This is a genomic window from Microbacterium esteraromaticum, from assembly GCF_014084045.1.
GTDB lineage: Bacteria > Actinomycetota > Actinomycetes > Actinomycetales > Microbacteriaceae > Microbacterium > Microbacterium esteraromaticum_D.
The window spans coordinates 3,121,575-3,140,418 of record NZ_CP043732.1 but is presented as its reverse complement, the minus strand read 5'-3'; the positions used below and the strand labels follow the sequence as shown (position 1 = coordinate 3,140,418).

Sequence of the window (18,844 nt, the reverse complement as noted above, 5' to 3'; positions counted from 1 at the left end):
ATGAGCGAACCCTCGATCTTCACCCGCATCCTCAACGGGGAGATCCCCGGCGACATCCTCGCCGACACCGACCGGGTGTTCGCGATCCGCGACATCAACCCGCAGGCGCCCCTGCACGTGCTGGTGATCCCCAAGACGGAGCAGTACAGGGATGTCACCGAGCTCGCCGCGGGAGACCCGGCCCTGATGGCCGACATGGTGGCCGTCGCCAAGCAGATCGCCGCCGAGCATGCGAACGGGGAGTACCGACTGATCTTCAACAACGGCGCGAGCGCCGGGCAGTCGGTCTTCCACGTCCACGCGCACGTGCTGGGCAGCATCGAGGAGGGGAAGCTCGTTGGCTTCTGACGACAGCGCGCACCCCGAGGGCGCACCTCCCCGGTTCCCCGCACAGCCCGAGCACACCGAGCGCATCTACGCCGACGGCATCGCCATGGTGCAGCTGCTCGGACCGCAGGACCGGCTGCTGCGCATGCTCGAGAAGCAGCACCCGAGCGTGCAGGTGATGGTGCGAGGCAACGAGATAACGCTCGGCGGAACGACCGCGGACGTCGCGGCTGCCAGGCGACTCGTGGAGGAGCTCATCGAGATGACCCGCTCCGGTCACGACCTGGCACCCAGCGACGTCGAGCACTCCGCGCGCATCCTGCGCCGGGATGAGGGCCCCCGCCCCAGCGAGGTGCTGGGCGAGGCGATCCTGTCGACGCGAGGCAAGGTCATCCGGCCCAAGACCCTCGGCCAGAAGGAGTACGTCGACGCGATCGAGCAGAACACCATCGTGTTCGGCATCGGGCCCGCGGGAACGGGCAAGACGTATCTCGCGATGGCCAAGGCCGTGCAGGCGCTGCAGCGCAAAGAGGTGCAGCGGATCATCCTCACGCGTCCCGCCGTCGAGGCGGGGGAGCGGCTGGGATTCCTCCCCGGCTCGCTCACCGACAAGATCGATCCCTATCTTCGTCCGCTCTACGACGCCCTCAACGAGATGATGGACCCGGAGGTCGTGCCGCGGCTGATGGCCACGGGGACGATCGAGGTCGCGCCCCTCGCGTACATGCGCGGACGCACGCTCAACGACTCCTTCGTCGTGCTCGACGAGGCACAGAACACCACACCCGAGCAGATGAAGATGTTCCTCACACGCCTCGGCTTCGGCACGAAGATGGTCGTCACAGGAGACATCACCCAGATCGACCTGCCCCAGGGCGCGTCTGGCCTGAGGCTGGTCACACGGGTGCTCAGCGACATCGACGACATCCACTTCACGCGTCTGACGAGCGACGACGTGGTCAGGCACTCGCTGGTGGGCCGCATCGTCGACGCGTACAGCGAGTACGACGAGCAGCGCACGGCCGCACGCGTCGAGCGAGAGCAGGCCCACCAGTTCGCCAATCGCGCCGAGCGTCGAAGCGGGCAGCCGCAGAAACCCCGAGACCGCATGCCGAAGCGAGGCCTGAAATGATCGAGATCAACAACGAGTCGGCGATCACGGTCGACGAGACGGTGCTGCAGCGGCTGACCGACTTCAACCTCGCGCAGCTGCACGTCAGCCCCGACGCCGAGGTCGCCATCGTGCTGGTCGACGAGGGCGCGATGGAGTCTCTGCACGTGCAGTGGATGGACGAGCCAGGCCCGACCGATGTGCTGAGCTTCCCGATGGACGAGCTCCGCCCCGGCAGCGCCGAGAACCCCACGCCTCCCGGTCTGCTGGGAGACATCGTGCTGTGCCCGCAGGTGGCCGAGGCGCAGGCGCAGACCGCAGGGCATTCCCTGATGGACGAGCTGATCCTGCTCACCACCCATGGCCTGCTGCACCTGCTCGGTTTCGACCACGCCGAACCGGAAGAGGAGCGTGAGATGTTCGGGCTGCAGAAGTCGCTCATCGAGGGCTTCGCGCGCGCCGAACGCAGTCGATGACCCCGGCGATACTGCTGGCGGCGGCCGTGCTCCTGGTCGCCTTCGGCGGACTGATGGCCGCCGTCGACGCGGCGTTCTCGGTCAGCTCGACCAGCGATCTCGAGAACATGGCGAGCGAGGGGCGCAACGCGGACGCACTCGCCCGAATAGCCGCCGACCCCGCTCCCCACGTCAACGCGGTCGCGTTCATGCGCGTGCTCTCCGAGACGACAGCGGCCGTGCTCGTGACGGTCGCCCTCGATGCGCTGCTGCCCAGCATCTGGTGGGCGATGCTCGCCGCCGCCGTGCTGATGACCGGCATCACCTTCGTGCTCGTCGGCGCCAGCCCTCGTTCGTTCGGGCGACTGCACGCGGCATCCATGCTTCGCACCTGGGCGCCGGTCGTGCGCGGCGTGCGGATCCTGCTGGGCCCGCTCGCCCAGGCGCTCGTCTCGGCGGGTCAGCGGGTGACGCCGGGCACCGGGCGCAGCAGCTTCGCATCCGAGGAGCAGCTGCTGAGCATGGTCGACGAGGCGGCATCGAACCTTCTCATCGAGGAGGACGATCGCGACCTCATCCATTCCGTGTTCGATTTCACCGACCAGTTCGTGCGCGCGGTGATGGTGCCGCGCACCGAGATGATGACGGTGGATGCCGAGGCGACGACCACCGAGGCCATGGAGCTCTTCCTGCGCACGGGGGTCTCGCGCATGCCCGTCGTCGACGACGAGGCCGACGACGTCGTCGGAGTGCTGTACCTCAAGGATCTCGTGCAGTTCGCCTACCGCGATGAGAGTGCGTGGCGCGGTCGGCCAGTGCGGCCGATCGCGAGGCCGGCGGTCTACGTCCCCGAGTCGATGCGGGCCGAGACGCTGCTGCAGCAGATGAAGCGCGACGCGGTGCACGTGTGCATCGTGATCGATGAGCACGGCGGGATCTCGGGTCTCGTGACGCTCGAGGACCTGATCGAGGAGCTGGTCGGCGAGATCGCCGACGAGTACGACCGCGGACCCGCAGAGGTCGTGGAGCTGCCGGACGGACGCTACAGGGTGAACTCGCGACTGGGGCTCGAGGATGTCGGCGATCTGTTCGGGCTGGAGCTCGAGGACGACGACGTCGACTCGATCGGCGGGCTGCTCGCGAAGGAGCTCGGTCAGATCCCTCAGCCCGGAGTCACGGTGACCGTGCAGGGTCTGGTGCTGACCGGCGGGGCGTCGCGCGGGCGCGGCAGGGGGATAGCCACGGTGTTCGTCGAGCGGGCACCGGAGGGCTGGGACGACGAGGGCGATGGAGGCCACAGCAATGACTGATCGAGAGCAGACCCGAAGCGGCTTCGTGACGTTCGTCGGTCGACCGAACGTCGGCAAGTCCACGCTGACCAACGCTCTGGTCGGCGAGAAGATCGCGATCACCAGTGAGAAGCCGCAGACGACGCGGCGGGCGATCCGGGGCATCCTGAACCGCCCCGACGGCCAGCTCGTGATCGTCGACACCCCGGGCATCCACAAGCCCCGCACGCTGCTGGGCGAGCGGCTCAACGACCTGGTGGAGCAGGTGCTCGGAGACGTCGACGTGATCGGGTTCTGCGTGCCCGCGACCGAGAAGGTCGGCCCCGGCGATCGCCGCATCGCGGCCTCGCTCGACGGATATCCGAGGGCGAAGAAGGTCGCGATCGTGACCAAGACCGACGCGGCCGACAAGGACGACATCATCGAGCGCCTCATGGAGGTCGACTCGCTGCGCGAGGACTGGTCGGCGGTGATCCCGCTCTCGGCGCTCACCCGCGAGCAGCTCGACGTGCTGGCCGACGAGATGCTGCAGCTGATGCCGGTGGGACCGCGCCTGTACGAGGACGGCATCGTCACCGACGAGTCCGACGAGGACCGCATCGCCGAGATCATCCGCGAGGCGGCGCTGGAGGGCGTGCGCGACGAGCTCCCGCATTCGATCGCGGTCGTCGTCGACGACGTCGAGCCCCGGGAGGACAGCGATCTCACCGACGTCTACGCCTCGATCGTCGTCGAGCGCGACAGTCAGAAGGCGATCATCATCGGCCGCAAGGGCGCGCGGCTGCGCGACGTCGGCGCCGCGGCCCGCGAAGGCATCGAGGAGCTCCTCGGAACGCGCGTCTTCCTGAAGCTGCACGTCAAGGTGGCCAAGGAATGGCAGCGCGACCCGAAGCAGTTGGGGCGCCTGGGTTTCTGAGGTGGCAGAGCCTTCTGACATGGCGGAGCACTGGGTCGCCAGGGAGTGGGGGTCGCCGGACGCATGGCGCCTCGAGTCGTACGACGTCGCGGCCCCGGATGCCGGTGAGCTGACCATCCGCGTGCACGCGGCAGGCGTGAACCCGGCCGACGCCAAGCACGTCGCGACCGCTCGCGCCGGCATCCAGCTGCCCGTGCCGATCGGCTACGAGGTCTCCGGAGTCGTCACCGCGGTCGGTCCCGACACCGAGATCGTGACCGGTCCCGTCGCCGTCGGCGACGAGGTCATCGCCTTCCGTGTGCGCGGCGGCTACGCGACCGAGCTCACCGTGCCGGCGCAGAAGGTGCTGCGCAAGCCCGCGACGCTCAGCCACCCTGAGGCCTCGAACCTGCTGCTCGCAGGCACGACGGCGGCCGAGATGCTGCACGTCAGCGGCGCGCGGTCAGGCGAGACCGTGCTGCTGCACGGCGCATCCGGCGCCGTGGGCGTCAGCGTGCTGCAGCAGGCGGCGCTGCAGGGCATCCGCGTGATCGGCACTGCCAGCCCCGGGCGGTTCGACACGGTGAGTCGCTTCGGCGGCGTCCCGGTCGCACACGGCGACGGGCTGGAGAAGAGGTTGCGCCAGGCGCTCACCCGGATCGGTGCGTCGGGCATCGACGCCGCACTGGATGCCGTCGGCACGGACGAGGCGATCGACGTGTCGCTCGCCGTCGTGCGCGACATGAACAGGATCGTCACGATCGCGGCCGCCGCGCGCGCCGAGCGTCACGGCTTCCACGCCATCGCCGGCAGTCGGCCTGACAGCGCCCGGTTCCGCGACGAGGCCCGTCCGCGTCTGGTCGAGCTGGCCGAGCAGGGACGGCTCGAGGTGCCGATGGCGGCAACCTACCCGCTCGCCGACGCGCCCGCCGCCCTGCGGCTGCTGTCGCAGGGGCATCCGGGCGGCAAGCTCGCGCTGCTGCCGTGATCCTCAGCCGTCGACCGGGCGAAATGCGGAGCGGATGACCACCACATCCTCGCCGAACTCCGCGTCCACGGCCCGCTGCAGCGACCCGTCGTCCCACAGCACGTCCACCCACAGGCGTCCGCGCTCGGAGAAGGAGCCGAGCGGCGCGGCGCCGCCGAGCAGGTGCGGAAGGCGCTCCTGGATGTCGACGAGGCGCGCCTCGGAGGTGCCGTCGGGTGATCCACCGGTAGGGTCCTCCGGGGCCATCGGATCGTAGAGCGCCAGGAGCATCGCCGGCCGGGTCACGGTGAACGTCTCGCCGTCGTATCGCCCGGTGACCGCGTAGGCGCCCCAGCGCGTCTCTCCGCTGCTCTCCGAGCCCTCCACGCCGGTCCACGACCAGCCGACCAGGGGCACGCCGGAGCACTGCGGGGGATACGACTCGGCGACCGCGCCCAGGCACAGCTCGACTGACCCGCCGGTGTCCATCACCGTCCCGCCGCCCACCACCTCGGCTTCGGGCGGCGCAGCAGAGGCGAGCGCCGTCCGTGGTGATGTCCCGCTGGTCGGGGCCGACGCACCTGGCGCCTGCGCGCATCCGCTCAGACCGAGCATTCCGATCAGGCTCAGAGCAGCGAGGAGGGTGATTCTTGTCGTTGTGCTCATGATCATCAGTGTCCGGGGCGCGAAGATCGTCTCGAATCCGTTCACGAGGGGCAGCGCATGCTGTTACGATCGATCCATGCCTCTGGGCGGTCTGCTCCTTCTTAGCTGCCGCGACGAGTCCTGATCATCGGGCCTTCCTCGTCGCGGCGCTTGTGTTGGCCTGAGCACGTTTTCTGACGAAGAGAAGCAGCCCCATCATGAAGAACCACCAGAAGCCCTCCGCGATGCCGGTGCACAAGTACCGTCCGTTCCACGAGCAGATCCGCATCGAGCTCGAAGACCGCACCTGGCCGTCGAAGCGGATCACCGAAGCGCCGCGCTGGTGCGCAGTCGACCTGCGCGACGGAAACCAGGCACTGATCGACCCGATGTCCCCCGAGCGCAAGCGCGTCATGTTCGAGCTGCTCGTCAGCATGGGCTACAAGGAGATCGAGGTCGGCTTCCCGTCGGCCAGCCAGACCGACTTCGACTTCGTGCGCCAGCTGATCGAAGAGGACCTCATCCCCGACGATGTCACCATCCAGGTGCTGACGCAGTGCCGCGAGCACCTCATCGACCGCACCTATGAGGCGATCGCCGGCGCCAAGCAGGCGATCGTGCACTTCTACAACTCCACGAGCGTGCTGCAGCGAGAGGTCGTCTTCCGCTCCGACCGTGAGGGAGTGAAGCAGATCGCGCTCGAGGGCGCACGTCTGTGCCGTCAGTTCGAGAAGCGCATCCCCGACACGCAGGTGTACTACGAGTACTCGCCTGAGAGCTACACCGGCACCGAGCTGGAGTACGCGGTGGAGGTCTGCAACGCCGTGCTCGATGTTCTCGAGCCCACGCCAGACCGCAAGGTCATCATCAATCTGCCCGCGACGGTCGAGATGGCCTCGCCGAACGTGTACGCCGATTCGATCGAGTGGATGAACCGCAATCTGGCGCACCGTGAGAACGTCATCCTCTCGCTGCACCCGCACAACGACCGTGGCACCGCGATCGCGGCCGCCGAGCTCGGCTATCTGGCCGGCGCCGATCGCATCGAGGGATGCCTGTTCGGCAACGGCGAGCGCACCGGCAACGTCGACCTGGTGGCGCTCGGCATCAACCTGTTCACGCAGGGCATCGACCCTCAGATCGACTTCAGCGACATCGATCAGGTCAAGCGCACGGTCGAGTACTGCAACCAGCTGCCCGTGCCGGAGCGCAGCCCGTGGGCAGGCGACCTGGTCTTCACGGCATTCAGCGGATCGCACCAGGACGCCATCAAGAAGGGCTTCGAGGCCATGGCGGCGAAGGCGGACGAGCAGGGCGTCTCGGTCGACCAGATCGAGTGGGGCGTGCCCTACCTGCCGGTCGATCCGAAGGATCTCGGCCGCTCGTACGAAGCGGTCATCCGCGTCAACTCGCAGTCGGGCAAGGGAGGGGTCGCCTACCTGCTGAAGACCGACCACGCCCTCGACCTGCCGCGCAAGCTGCAGATCGAGTTCTCGGGTGTCGTGCAGGCGAAGACGGATGCCGAGGGCGGCGAGGTCACCAGCGACCAGATCTGGTCGATCTTCACCGACGAGTATCTGCCGGCCGACGAGGCCGAGCACAAGTGGGGCCGCTTCGAGCTGCTCGGCACTCAGACCCGCAGCGACATGTCGGGAGAGGTCTCGCTCGACATCGTGCTGCGCGACGGCGAGGGCAGCGAACCGGCATCCGGCACGGGCAACGGCCCGATCGCGGCATTCATCGAGATCCTGCGGGAGCGAGGGTTCGATATCTCGCTCTACGACTACGTCGAGCACACTCTCTCGACCGGCGGCGACGCGCAGGCGGCCGCGTACGTCGAGCTGCAGGTCGACGACCAGCGTCTGTGGGGCGTCGGCATCGACGGCGACATCTCGACGGCATCCCTCAAGGCCATCGTCTCGTGCGTGAACCGCTCGATCCGCACCCGCGAGCAGGAACTGGTCGCCGTCTGAGGTTCATCTCGATGGCCCCGGGACGCGAGCCCGGGGCCATCGTGCTGCTGGGTCTCAGTCGACCCACTGGACAAGCTGCCAGATGATCCCGTTGGGGTCGGCGAACTGGCAGTACCGCTCGCCCCACGGCTCGGTCTCGGGTTCGGTCACCACTCGTGCGCCGGACGCGGCGATGCGGGCGAACTGCTCGTCGAGGTCATCGACCACGAAGACGAGCAGCAGTCCCTGTCCTGCGGGGCCGGCGATTTCGGCCGGACGAAAGGTGCTCAGCCCCGTCTCGAGGAAGATGAGGTTTCCCCCGATGCTCGGGTGCGTGAGTGAGATGAAGCCGTCGGCGGCCATCTCCTCCTGATAGCCGAACTGCGTGATGGCGAAGGAGGCGGATGCGGCGATGTCGGCGACGTTGAGCGAGATGGCGGTGCGGGTGATGTTCATGGAGCCTCCGGTCATTTTTCTATACAACGTATAGAGTAAGCGCATGACGTGAGGAGGTATTCCCCGATGCCCGATCTGATCGATCTGCTGTGGCGCGACGACTCCGCCGCGGGTCCCGCCCGACGCGGCCCGCGCCGGCGGACGACGCCGGGTGAGGTGATCTCGAGCGCGATCGCCCTTGCGGACGACGGGGGCCTTCCGGCGGTGACGGTGCGGGCGCTGGCACAGCGGCTCGGCCTGACGCCGATGGCGGTGTACACGTACGTCAACAGCCGTGAAGACCTGCTGGTGCTGATGGCGGACCTCGCGTACATGCGGATGCCCGCCCCGGTTTCCGGCGGCGACGCGTCGCCGTGGCGTGATCGAGTGCGTTGTCTCGCCCATGACAATCGCGACCTGCTGTGCGCGCAGCCCTGGCTGCTCGAGGTGCACGACCCGCGCGTCGTGCTCGGTCCGGGAACGATTGCGAAGTACGACCGTGAGCTGGCGGTGTTCGACGGTCTGGGGCTCGACGACGTGCAACGGGACGCCGCGCTGTCGTTCGTGCTCGACTTCGCCATGGCCGGCGCTCTGCGCCGTCTCGAGGCGCAGAGCGCCGAGGGCCTGGACTGGGATGCGGTCGCAACGCCGCTGGCCGGGCACCTGGGTGACAGACATCCGCTCGCTCAGCAGGTCGGCGCCACAGCGGGTGCCGAGTTCGACGGTGCGTACGATCCGGACGCCGCGTGGCGTTTCGGCCTGGAACGTGTGCTCGATGGACTCGCGCCGATCCTCGAGCAGGGTGGCCCGTCGCGCTGAGCGACGTCAGGGCTTGATGATCGGGATCATCCCGGTCTCGGTGGCGACCTTGCGGCGGTACAGGCGCCGCTGCTCGGGCAGGGACACGTCGAACACGACCGCGAGCACGCGGATGACCGCCGTCACGACGATGCCGATCACCGCCGCGACAGTGATGGAGACGTCACAAGCGTGCAGGATGACGATCGCCGTGCATCCGACGCCGGCGGCCACGGCGTACAGCGATCCGACGTGCATGATGGCGACCGGCAGCCCCATCAGGACGTCGCGAAGCACGCCGCCGCCGACAGCGGCGCACACGCCGATGAAGACGGCCGGGACGGGCGGGATGCCGAAGGCGATCGCCTTGCTCACCCCGAACGCCCCGAACATGCCGATGACGGCGGCGTCGAGTACGACGATGAGCGTGTTGATTCGATTGAAGACGCCGGCGAGCAGCATCCCGAACAGCGCAGCGCCGCCCGCGGTGATGAGGTACCAGTCGTTCTGCAGGGTCGCCGGCGGCTGGCCGATCAGCAGATCGCGGATGAGACCGCCGCCCATGCCAATCATGATGCCGATGATCGCGACGCCGAGCCAGTCCAGCCGGCGCTGACCCTGGAAGCCGGAGGCGAACATCGCCCCTTGGATGCCCCCGAGCCCGACGCCGAGAAGATCGGCCCAGAGCGGGATGGTGAAGAGCGGTTCCGTCACCCGTCCATTCTCTCGTGCCCGGGAGATAATCGTTGAGTGCCCACCTACCGAGACGAAGCGGTGATCCTGCGCACCCACAAGCTGGGTGAAGCCGATCGCATCGTCACGATGCTCTCGCGGCGCAACGGCAAGATCCGCGCCGTCGCGAAGGGTGTCAGGCGCACGTCATCGAAGTTCGGCTCGCGACTCGAGCCGTTCATGGTCGCCGATGTGCAGATGTACAAGGGCCGCACTCTCGACATCGTCCAGCAGGCGGACTCGCTCGGCGCGTACGGCGCCGACATCGCCGTCGACTACGAGCGCTTCACGGCGGCCAGCGCGATGGTCGAGACGGCCGATCGGCTCAACGAGGCAGAGGCGACGGCCGAGCAGTACCTGCTGCTCGTCGGCGGTCTGCGATCACTGTCGCGCGGCGAGCATGCCGCCCGCAGCATCCTCGACTCGTACCTGCTGAGGGTCATGGCGCTGTCGGGCTGGGCGCCCTCGCTCGACCACTGCGCCCGGTGCGGCGCCCCCGGCCCGCACCGCCACTTCGGCGCTCCGCTGGGAGGGTCGGTCTGCGACTCATGCGCGCCGGCAGGCAGCCCGCGCATCGCGATGTCGGCCCTCGCGCTGCTGCGCGCCTTGATGGGCGGCGACTGGACGACGGTCGATGCCGCGTCGCCGGCCGACCTGGCCGCGGCATCCGGCACGATCGCCGCGTACGCCCAGTGGCACCTCGAGCGAGGCATCCGCTCGCTCGAGCACCTCAGTCGCCCCTCGAGCATTGGAGCACGGTGACCCCGAAGCCGTACACGCACAAGGACGCGGTGCCTTTCCGCCCGCTCGACTGGACGGGCAAGACCCCGCCGGCGTTCCCCGCGGTGCCCCAGCACGTCGCGATCGTGATGGACGGCAATGGGCGCTGGGCGAACCGCCGCGGCCTCAATCGCATCGAGGGTCACAAAGCCGGTGAGGAGGTGCTGCTCGACGTCGTCGCGGGCGCCGTCCAGGCCGGTGTGAAGCACCTGTCGGTCTACGCCTTCTCGACAGAGAACTGGGCGCGCTCACCCGAGGAGGTGCGCTTCCTCATGGGGTACAACCGCGATGTGCTGCACCGCCGCCGAGACCAGCTCAACGAGTGGGGCGTGCGCGTGCGCTGGGCGGGACGCAAGCCGCGGCTGTGGGGCTCGGTCATCAAGGAGCTGCAGTTCGCCGAGCAGCTCACGAAGGACAACGACGTTCTCACCCTCACCATGTGCGTGAACTACGGCGGCCGCGTGGAGCTGGTCGATGCGATGCGTGCGATGGCCGAAGAGGTGAAGGCGGGGCGGATGCGTCCGAGCGCGATCACCGAGAAGCAGATCCGCAGGCATCTGTACGTGCCCGACATGCCGGACGTCGACCTGTTCCTGCGCAGCTCGGGGGAGCAGCGCACCTCCAACTTCCTGCTCTGGCAGGCGGCGTACGCCGAGATGGTCTTCCTCGACACGCTGTGGCCGGACTTCTCACGCGAGGAGCTCTGGCGGGCGATCGAGATCTACCTGTCGCGCGACCGCCGCTTCGGCGGGGCCGTGAACGCACCCGACGGGTCGGCCTGAGCACGAAGCCAGCGCTCCGTCTCGCGGGGGTGCGTGAAGCGCACGATCGTCAGGTGGGGGAATCGCGCCTCGACCGCGGGCATGCGCTCGGCCCACTTGTGCAGAGTGCGCGTCTGCCAGAGCAGGATGTTCTCCTCGGCATCCCGATTGAAGATGTTGGCCAGCCCGCGCTCGCGATTGCCGTTCCAGAGCTCGGTGCGCAGCACATGACGTGCCACGGTCCGGCGTACGAGGCGGGAGCGCACCACTGACCACGGGTAGTCCAGCCACAGCACGAGCTGCGCCCGCGGGGCGAGGATCTCATCGGTGCCCTTGCTGGTGTACTGCCATTCGGTGACCCAGCGATCCTCGGCTGCGAAGGCGCGCACATCGTCGAGGAACGACGGACGCGGAATCCAATCCGGTCCGTGGAAGAGGGCGTCGATCTCGACGTGACGAACACCCCATCGAGCGGCCACCCGGCGGGCGAGGGTCGTCTTGCCCGATCCCGTGACTCCGGCGATCAGCACCCGCTCGGGGCGGAACGGCAAGGGATCCTGGGCGCGGAGCATCCGTCGATCGTACGACGGAATAGCATTCGAGCGCATGCGGTTGGATGAGGATGTGACTGAACCCATCTCGATCGACATCTGGTCCGACATCGCCTGCCCTTGGTGCTACATCGGCAAGCGCAACCTCGAGAAGGGACTGGCGGCCACCGCAGGCGACGACGACGCCCCCCGGGTGGCGGTCACCTTCCACTCCTTCGAGCTGTCGCCCGACACCCCGGTCGACTTCGACGGAGACGAGGTCGACTTCCTCGCCGGGCACAAGGGCATGCCGCGCGAGCAGGTCGAGCAGATGCTCGCGCACGTGACCAAGGTCGCCGAAGGCGCGGGGCTGGAGTACCGTTTCGACCTGCTGCAGCACACCAACACCGTCAAGGCGCACGAGCTGCTGCACTTCGCCAAGGGCGAGGGACTGCAGCATGAGATGGAGGAGCGGCTCATGTCCGCCTACTTCGTCGAGGGCAGGCACGTGGGCCGCATCGACGACCTCGTCGCACTGGCCGAGGAGGTCGGTCTCGATCCCGCGCAGGCGCGCACGGCCCTCGAGACCGGAGCGCACCTCGACGCCGTCCGCGCCGACCAGGCGCAGGCCCGCGCCTACGGCATAAACGGCGTGCCCTTCTTCGTGATCGACGGGCAGTACGGAGTGAGCGGCGCACAGCCGCCCGAGGCGTTCGAGAACGTCATCCGCGACGTGTGGGCGCAGAAGACCGCCGCGAGCTGACCGGATGCGAGAGGGGCCCGATCCGAGCGGATCGGGCCCCTCCTGCGATGCCGGGGCGGCTCAGAGCGCCTGCTGCCTCTCGGGCAGCGGCAACGGCTCCATCGGCTGGTCGTTCGCGGTCAGATCGATGCCGAGGTCGCGGGCGTAGACGACCCTGGTCTCGATCGAGACGTCGTTGCCGTTCTCGGTGAGCTCGAACACGCGTCCGCCTCGCATGCGGTTGCGCTCGGCGCCCGGCAGTCCATAGGCGCCGAAACCGGTGCCGGGCGCGTAGCCGAGCTTCACGCCGTAGTAGTCGCCCACATAGTCGTTGATGTGGTCGTGGCCCACGAAGACGCCCTTGACGTCGCCTCGCTCGAGGATCGCGTTGAACATGCCCGAATTGAACGGACCAGGGCACTCGTCCTCGTTGCGCTCGCCGACGATGCCGTGCCTCGCCCTGCCGCGGGCGGCGTCCGCCGCCGTGCGGGTGTCGACGCCTCCCCACCACATGAACCGGTGCTCCCACAGGGCGATGTGGATGAACATGAGGCCGGGCAGCTTGCGTCCGAGGCGCTTCTCGATGCCCTGCGACTGAGTGCGGTACCAGGCCACCTGATCCATGCGCAGCCAGTCCCACGTCGGGTACCCCGCGAAGTCCTGTCCTTCGATGCGCGACGGAGCATAGCGACCCGAGTCGATCAGCCACAGGGCGAACGCCTCGCGGCCCTTGTCGGCGGATGAGGCGATGGGGACGATCGTGTTGCTCGTCCCCGTCACGCCGCGCGTGCTCTCGGCGTTGACGTTGAAGGCGTAGGAGCGGTAGATCTCCAGCATCCCGGCCTCGTCGACACCCGACTGCGGAAGCGAGTCCTCGTCATGGTTGCCGTAGGTGACCGCCCACGGCACCTTGCGCGCCTCCATCGGCGCCACGACGTTGTTGATCGCCTGCTTGACGGCGAGACGGGTCTCGCATCCTCCTGTGATCACATCGCCGTTGATCACGACGAAGTCGGGCTGCTCCTGGTCGAGCACCTTCTCGATCAGCTCGACCGTGCGGCGGTCGGTGCGCTCGTCGTCCTGCGTGTCGTTGAACTGCACGACCTTGAACGTGCGGTCGGACCGGAAGCGCAGGCGTGGAGCGTGCGGCCCAGGCCGGCCCGATGCGGGCGAGCCCGACTCGGGACCGGCGGCTGCGGCACTCGCAGCGCTCAGGGGGAGTGCGGCTGTCACGGCGCTCAGTGCGCCGGCGGTCAGGACGGTGCGACGGCTGAGGGGCAGTCGGTCGGTCATTCTCTTCTCTCCGTTCGTCGGCGGTGTCGCCATCACGAGAACGTAGGCCGCGAGATCGACCGGGAGGAGAAGACGAGGTGAACGAGCCCCACGCGGCTCCGCGAGCCGCGGTGAACGGCCGGGTCAGCGGTCGACGTCGACCAGCGCGGCCTCGATCGCGGCGACGATCTCGGGGTCGTCGGGCTTCTGCCTGGGGCGGAAGCGCCGAACGGCGCCGTCGGGTGAGACGAGGAACTTCTCGAAGTTCCATTCCACACGGCCCGCCTTGCCGTCGGCATCCGGGGTCTGCGTCAGCGCCTTGTACAGCTCGTGCGCGCTGCGGCCGTTCACCTTGACCTTGTCGTTGACGGGGAAGGTGACGCCGTAGCTCGTGGAGCAGAACTCGAGGATCTGCTCCATGCTCCCCGGCTCCTGACCGAAGAACTGGTTGCAGGGGAAGCCGAGCACCGTGAACCCGCGCTCGCCGTACGCGCGCTGGAGCTCTTCGAGCTGGGCGTACTGCGGAGTGAGGCCGCACTTGGAGGCGACGTTGACGACCAGCACGGCGCCCGCGCCGAAATCGTCGAGTGTCTTCTCCTCGCCGGAGGCATCGAGGAAGGGGATCTGTCGGATGGTCGCGTCGGTCACATCCACAGCCTAAGTCGCGCGCCCCCGGTCGAGGCGGCGTCTGGGAGAATGGACAGGACATGACTCTGGTAACTGACTCCCTCGCCGCCGCCGGCACGGCTCCTGCCCTGCGCATCGGTCCGATCGAACTCGACACTCCCGTCGTGCTCGCACCGATGGCAGGCATCACCAACACCGCTTTCCGTCGACTCTGCCGCGAGTACGGGGCCGGCCTGTACGTCAGCGAGATGATCACCTCGAGGGCGCTGGTGGAGCGCAATGCGATCACGATGCGGCTCATCCAGCACCACGAGAGCGAGACTCCGCGGTCGATCCAGCTGTACGGCGTGGATCCAGCCACCATCGCCGAGGCGGTGCGCATCATCGTCGCCGAGGACCGTGCCGACCACATCGACCTCAATTTCGGCTGCCCGGTTCCGAAGGTGACCCGCAAGGGCGGGGGAGCAGCCCTGCCGTGGAAGATCGGCCTGTTCTCCGACATCGTGCAGCGTGCGGTGAAGGCCGCCGGTGACGTGCCGCTCACCGTGAAGATGCGCAAGGGCATCAACAAGGACCACCTGACCTTCCTCGACGCCGGTCGCGCGGCTGAGGACGCCGGAGCCGCGGCCGTCGCACTGCACGCGCGAACCGCATCGGAGTACTACTCCGGCCATGCCGACTGGAGCGCGATCGGCGAGCTGAAGCAGGCGGTCACGAGCATCCCGGTGCTCGGCAATGGCGACATCTGGTCGGCGGGCGACGCCGTGCGGATGATGCACGAGACCGGGTGCGACGGCGTCGTCGTGGGCCGCGGATGCCTGGGCAGGCCGTGGCTGTTCGGCGAGCTCGCCGCCGCTCTGGGCCCGTCGGCGGGCGCCGACCAGCACGCCGTCGTCGACGCGACCCTCGGATTCGTCAAGGACGCCTTCCGGCGGCACGCCGAGCTGCTCGTCGAGTTCTTCGAGGACGAAGACCGCGGGTGCAAGGACATCCGCAAGCATGTCGCCTGGTATTTCAAGGGCTACCCGGTCGGCGGCGAACTGCGCGCGGCGCTCGCCAGGGCGTCGACTCTGCAGGAGATCGACGATCTGCTCGGCACCATCGGCGACGCGCCGTACCCCGGGGCAGGAGCCGAGGGGCAGCGTGGACGCGCGGGTTCCCCCAAGCGCACCGCCCTTCCCGAGGGCTGGCTCGACTCGCGCGAGATCGGCGAGGGCGTCGGTGACATGATGCGCGGGGCGGAGACCGAGAACGATGGCGGCTGAGCCCTCAGATCGCGGCTACCGCGAACACGACGCCGAACGCTTCTTCGCCGAGACGCATCGCTCCGAGAGAGACGACTTCTCGCGGGATCGTGCCCGCGTGCTGCACTCGGCAGCCCTCCGCCGCCTGGCTGCCAAGACCCAGGTGCTGAGCCCCGCCAGCACGGCCGACTTCGCGCGCAACCGGCTCACGCACTCTCTCGAGGTCGCTCAGGTCGGGCGCGAGCTGGCCAGCGCGCTTGGGGTCTCGGCCGATGTGGTCGACACGGCCTGCCTCAGCCACGATCTCGGGCATCCGCCCTTCGGGCACAACGGCGAGCGGGCGCTCAACGAGTGGGCCGAGGACATCGGCGGCTTCGAGGGCAATGCGCAGTCCCTGCGCATCCTGACCCGTCTCGAGGCGAAGGTGCTCGATGACAGCGACCACTCTGTCGGCCTGAACCTCACCCGCGCCAGCCTCGATGCGACCTGCAAGTACCCGTGGACCGTCGATGAACCCGTCCCCGATCCCGGTGGCCGGCTGAAGTTCGGCGTGTATCCCGAGGACGAGCCGGTGTTCCGCTGGATGCGCGAGGGCGCGGCCGGACGCGAGCGGTGCATCGAGGCCGAGATCATGGACCTGTCAGACGACATCGCGTACTCGGTCCACGATTTCGAGGACGCGATCGTCAACGGGTACGTCGATGTGGCACAGCTCTCGGACCCCGTCGAGCACCATCCGCTCGTCGGTCGCATCCAGCAGTGGGTCGGCTACGACTACACCCGCGATGAACTGGCCGATGCGCTGTACCGGCTCACACGCGAGACGATGTGGATGCGCTCGTTCGACAGGTCGCGGCGAGACCTCGCGCGGCTGAAGAACCTCACCAGCGACATGATCGGCCGCTTCGCGCGCGGCTCCGTGGCCGCGACCAGGGCGGCCTACCCCGGCGAGACGCTGGCCAGGTACAGCGCGCACGTGGTCATCCCGCGTGAGGTCGAGACCGAGATCGCGGTGCTCAAGGGCATCATGGGCCAGGCGATCGTCACCATCGATGCTCGCAAGGGCGTCTACAAGGAGCAGCGTCGCGTGCTGCACCGTCTTGCCGACGCCCTGTGGTCGACCGACGCGCTGTGGTCGGCCGGTGCCGACGTGCTGGAGCCGGCCTTCTCGGCCGACTTCCTCGCTGCCGACACCGACGCGCAGCGCGCGCGGGTGGTCGTCGACCAGATCGCCAGTCTCACCGACCAGACCGCGGTCGACTGGCACAACCGGCTCGTCGGCGAGATGGACCCCGCCGAGGTCGGAATCTGGACGCCGCGCCACGTCCGCCCGGGGGTGGGCCGCCGCACCGAATCGCGGGTGGTCGTCGAAGGGGCCGTCTGATGCCGCGGATCCTGCAGGCGGACGTCGAAGAGGTCAAGACCCGCACCAACATCGCCGACATCGTGGGTGAGCGGGTCGCGCTGAAGTCGGCAGGAGTCGGGTCGCTCAAGGGGCTGTGCCCTTTCCACGACGAGAAGAGCCCGAGCTTCCACGTCCGTCCGCAGGTGGGGTACTACCACTGCTTCGGCTGCGGCGCGTCGGGCGATGTCTACTCGTTCCTGCGCGAAATGGATCACGTGAGCTTCACCGAGGCCGTCGAGCGTCTGGCGGCCAGGGTCGGCTACACGCTGCACTACGAGGACGGCGGCGCCGCACCCGAGACCAGCGGACGCAGTCGGCTGTACGCCGCGAACACCGCGGCCGGGGAGTACTTCCGCTCGCAGCTGCTGAGCCCCGAGGCGGAGAGCGCCAGGAGGTTCCTCGGCGAGCGCGGCTTCGACGCCGGTGCAGCCGCGCATTTCGGCGTCGGCTACGCGCCTCGCGGCTGGGACAACATGCTGAAGGCGCTGAGCGCCCAGGGCTTCACGAGAGACGAGCTCACGGCAGCCGGGCTCGTCTCGGCCGGACAGCGGGGCGTGTACGACCGGTTCCGCGGGCGGGTCGTCTGGCCGATCCGCGACGTGACAGGGCAGACCATCGGCTTCGGTGCGCGCAAGCTGTACGACGACGACCAGGGGCCGAAATACCTCAACACGCCTGAGACGCCGATCTACAAGAAGGCGCAGGTGCTCTACGGGCTCGACCTCGCCAAGCGCGACATCAGCAGGGGCGACCCGCGTCGTGTGGTCGTCGTGGAGGGGTACACCGATGTGATGGCATGCCACCTCGCCGGCGTCACGACTGCGATCGCCACGTGCGGCACCGCGTTCGGCGCCGAGCACATCAAGGTGCTGCGCCGGGTGATGGGCGACGACTCCGCGGCAGGCGAGGTGGTCTTCACCTTCGATGGCGACGAGGCGGGGCAGAAGGCGGCGCTGCGTGCGTTCTCCACGGCCTCAAGTGCACAGGAGGACTCGCGCTTCACGGCGCAGACGTTCGTCGCCGTCGCACCCGACGGCCTTGACCCCTGCGACCTGCGACTGCAGCGCGGCGATGCCGCGGTGCGCGGGCTGATGGATGCCAAGGTGCCGATGTTCGAGTTCGCGATCGACCGCAAGCTCGCGGGGTACGATCTCGCGACCGTCGAGGGGCAGGTGGGCGCCCTGCGGGCGGCGGCCCCGATCGTCGCCGAGATCCGAGACGAGCTGCTGCGCCCGGGGTACGAGCGTGTGCTCGCCCGCCGACTCGGCATGGATCCGACGGCCGTGCACCAGCAGGTGCAGCGTGCGTCGCGCGGCGAGCGCGAGCAGCCCGCGTCCCGGCGTCAGGAGCAGGGAGACATGGGCGGCGACGGCACCTCGCGCGTGCGGCTGGCGGATCTCCCTCGGACCCCTGAGGTCGCGCTCGAGCGTGACGCGCTGATGGGCGTGCTGCAGTACGGGCATCGCCTCGACCAGGAGTCGCTCGCTCGCGCATTGAGTGAGCCCTTCCGGCATCCGGCGCTCGACGCGGTGCGCGAGGCCGTGGCCTCCGTCGCCGACCGCACGCGGGTGGGCTGGGCGACGGCCGCTGCCGATGCCGTGCGCGAGCCGTATCGCAGTCTCGCGGGCGAGCTGCTGATGATGCCGTTCCCCGCTCGCGACGACGAGGGCGCTCTGGCCTCGTCGGCCGACCTCTGCCGCCGGCTGATCCTGCGCGGCATCGAGCGGGAGAAGCAGGAGCTGCTGGGCGCGGTGCAGAGGGTGCCGGCGGATTCGGACGGCGGACGTGCTCTGCGCATGAGACTGCGCGACGTCGACGCCGAACGGCTGAGGTTCGCCGAGTCCTGAGCCCATTCCAACGCCGAGCGGGCAGGATGG

Annotated in this window: 20 protein-coding genes; 14 read left to right on the top strand and 6 right to left on the bottom strand. The window is 68.6% G+C overall.

Annotated features, from left to right (window positions below; all coding sequences use genetic code 11):
- The 6 genes from FVO59_RS15140 (at position 1) to FVO59_RS15115 (ending at position 5,065) form a co-directional block, all read left to right on the top strand.
- Positions 1 to 348, top strand: a complete 348-nt coding sequence (locus FVO59_RS15140) for an HIT domain-containing protein (RefSeq protein WP_182253367.1) — start codon at positions 1 to 3, stop codon at positions 346 to 348.
- Between the two features lie 85 nt (positions 349 to 433).
- Positions 434 to 1,459 (top strand): PhoH family protein, encoded by a 1,026-nt coding sequence (locus FVO59_RS15135; RefSeq protein ID WP_182256898.1) that lies wholly within the window; start codon positions 434 to 436, stop codon positions 1,457 to 1,459.
- Positions 1,456 to 1,914 (top strand): rRNA maturation RNase YbeY, encoded by a 459-nt coding sequence (ybeY, locus tag FVO59_RS15130; RefSeq protein WP_182253366.1) that lies wholly within the window; start codon positions 1,456 to 1,458, stop codon positions 1,912 to 1,914. The genes FVO59_RS15135 and ybeY overlap by 4 nt, the downstream gene beginning before the upstream one ends.
- Entirely contained in the window at positions 1,911 to 3,203 is a 1,293-nt protein-coding gene (locus tag FVO59_RS15125; protein ID WP_182253365.1) for a hemolysin family protein, read from the top strand. The genes ybeY and FVO59_RS15125 overlap by 4 nt, the downstream gene beginning before the upstream one ends.
- Positions 3,196 to 4,098 (top strand): GTPase Era, encoded by a 903-nt coding sequence (gene era, locus FVO59_RS15120; RefSeq protein WP_182253364.1) that lies wholly within the window; start codon positions 3,196 to 3,198, stop codon positions 4,096 to 4,098. Before FVO59_RS15125 ends, era begins: the two co-directional genes overlap by 8 nt.
- Before the next feature lie 19 nt (positions 4,099 to 4,117).
- The gene (locus FVO59_RS15115) at positions 4,118 to 5,065 is read left to right on the top strand and encodes a quinone oxidoreductase family protein (protein ID WP_182253363.1); all 948 of its coding nucleotides are present in this window, start codon (positions 4,118 to 4,120) and stop codon (positions 5,063 to 5,065) included.
- A gap of 3 nt (positions 5,066 to 5,068) precedes the next feature.
- On the opposite strand, the gene FVO59_RS15110 is transcribed toward FVO59_RS15115, so the two are convergent.
- Entirely contained in the window at positions 5,069 to 5,710 is a 642-nt protein-coding gene (locus tag FVO59_RS15110; protein WP_259363286.1) for a hypothetical protein, read from the bottom strand.
- Between the two features lie 197 nt (positions 5,711 to 5,907).
- On the opposite strand from FVO59_RS15110, the gene leuA reads away from it, so the two are divergent.
- Positions 5,908 to 7,662 (top strand): 2-isopropylmalate synthase, encoded by a 1,755-nt coding sequence (leuA, locus tag FVO59_RS15105; protein ID WP_182253362.1) that lies wholly within the window; start codon positions 5,908 to 5,910, stop codon positions 7,660 to 7,662.
- Positions 7,663 to 7,716: 54 nt separating this feature from the next.
- On the opposite strand, the gene FVO59_RS15100 is transcribed toward leuA, so the two are convergent.
- Positions 7,717 to 8,112 (bottom strand): VOC family protein, encoded by a 396-nt coding sequence (locus FVO59_RS15100; protein ID WP_259363284.1) that lies wholly within the window; start codon positions 8,110 to 8,112, stop codon positions 7,717 to 7,719.
- 51 nt (positions 8,113 to 8,163) lie between these two features.
- Between FVO59_RS15100 and FVO59_RS15095 the strand changes: the two genes are divergently transcribed.
- Positions 8,164 to 8,895, top strand: coding sequence for a TetR/AcrR family transcriptional regulator (locus FVO59_RS15095; RefSeq protein WP_182253361.1), 732 nt, complete (start codon positions 8,164 to 8,166; stop codon positions 8,893 to 8,895).
- Positions 8,896 to 8,901: 6 nt separating this feature from the next.
- Here FVO59_RS15095 and FVO59_RS15090 read toward each other — a convergent pair whose 3' ends face one another.
- Positions 8,902 to 9,588, bottom strand: a complete 687-nt coding sequence (locus FVO59_RS15090; RefSeq protein ID WP_182253360.1) for a trimeric intracellular cation channel family protein — start codon at positions 9,586 to 9,588, stop codon at positions 8,902 to 8,904.
- A 36-nt stretch (positions 9,589 to 9,624) separates the two neighbouring features.
- Here FVO59_RS15090 and recO point away from each other — a divergent pair, with 36 nt between their 5' ends.
- Both recO and FVO59_RS15080 read left to right on the top strand, forming a co-directional pair.
- The gene (gene recO, locus FVO59_RS15085; protein ID WP_182253359.1) at positions 9,625 to 10,368 is read left to right on the top strand and encodes a DNA repair protein RecO; all 744 of its coding nucleotides are present in this window, start codon (positions 9,625 to 9,627) and stop codon (positions 10,366 to 10,368) included.
- Positions 10,365 to 11,168, top strand: coding sequence for an isoprenyl transferase (locus FVO59_RS15080; RefSeq protein WP_182253358.1), 804 nt, complete (start codon positions 10,365 to 10,367; stop codon positions 11,166 to 11,168). Before recO ends, FVO59_RS15080 begins: the two co-directional genes overlap by 4 nt.
- On the opposite strand, the gene FVO59_RS15075 is transcribed toward FVO59_RS15080, so the two are convergent.
- Positions 11,108 to 11,719, bottom strand: a complete 612-nt coding sequence (locus FVO59_RS15075; protein WP_182253357.1) for a P-loop NTPase family protein — start codon at positions 11,717 to 11,719, stop codon at positions 11,108 to 11,110. The genes FVO59_RS15080 and FVO59_RS15075 overlap by 61 nt on opposite strands.
- A 52-nt stretch (positions 11,720 to 11,771) precedes the next feature.
- Here FVO59_RS15075 and FVO59_RS15070 point away from each other — a divergent pair, with 52 nt between their 5' ends.
- Positions 11,772 to 12,440 carry a DsbA family oxidoreductase gene (locus FVO59_RS15070; RefSeq protein ID WP_182253356.1) on the top strand — a complete coding sequence of 223 codons (669 nt, stop codon included), beginning with the start codon at positions 11,772 to 11,774 and terminating at the stop codon, positions 12,438 to 12,440.
- A 60-nt stretch (positions 12,441 to 12,500) separates the two neighbouring features.
- On the opposite strand, the gene FVO59_RS15065 is transcribed toward FVO59_RS15070, so the two are convergent.
- Complete coding sequence (locus FVO59_RS15065; RefSeq protein WP_182253355.1) at positions 12,501 to 13,712, bottom strand: metallophosphoesterase family protein; 1,212 nt, start codon at positions 13,710 to 13,712, stop codon at positions 12,501 to 12,503.
- Between the two features lie 123 nt (positions 13,713 to 13,835).
- Entirely contained in the window at positions 13,836 to 14,339 is a 504-nt protein-coding gene (locus FVO59_RS15060; protein WP_182253354.1) for a glutathione peroxidase, read from the bottom strand.
- A gap of 59 nt (positions 14,340 to 14,398) precedes the next feature.
- Here FVO59_RS15060 and dusB point away from each other — a divergent pair, with 59 nt between their 5' ends.
- From dusB to dnaG, 3 genes are read left to right on the top strand one after another with little or no spacing between them, the layout of a single operon-like run.
- A complete protein-coding gene (dusB, locus tag FVO59_RS15055) occupies positions 14,399 to 15,583 on the top strand; it encodes a tRNA dihydrouridine synthase DusB (protein ID WP_182253353.1) in 1,185 nt (394 codons plus the stop codon).
- On the top strand, positions 15,573 to 16,946 hold the full coding sequence (locus FVO59_RS15050) for a deoxyguanosinetriphosphate triphosphohydrolase (RefSeq protein WP_182253352.1): 1,374 nt from the start codon (positions 15,573 to 15,575) through the stop codon (positions 16,944 to 16,946). Before dusB ends, FVO59_RS15050 begins: the two co-directional genes overlap by 11 nt.
- Positions 16,946 to 18,814 carry a DNA primase gene (gene dnaG / locus FVO59_RS15045; protein ID WP_182253351.1) on the top strand — a complete coding sequence of 623 codons (1,869 nt, stop codon included), beginning with the start codon at positions 16,946 to 16,948 and terminating at the stop codon, positions 18,812 to 18,814. Before FVO59_RS15050 ends, dnaG begins: the two co-directional genes overlap by 1 nt.
- Positions 18,815 to 18,844: the final 30 nt, after the last annotated feature.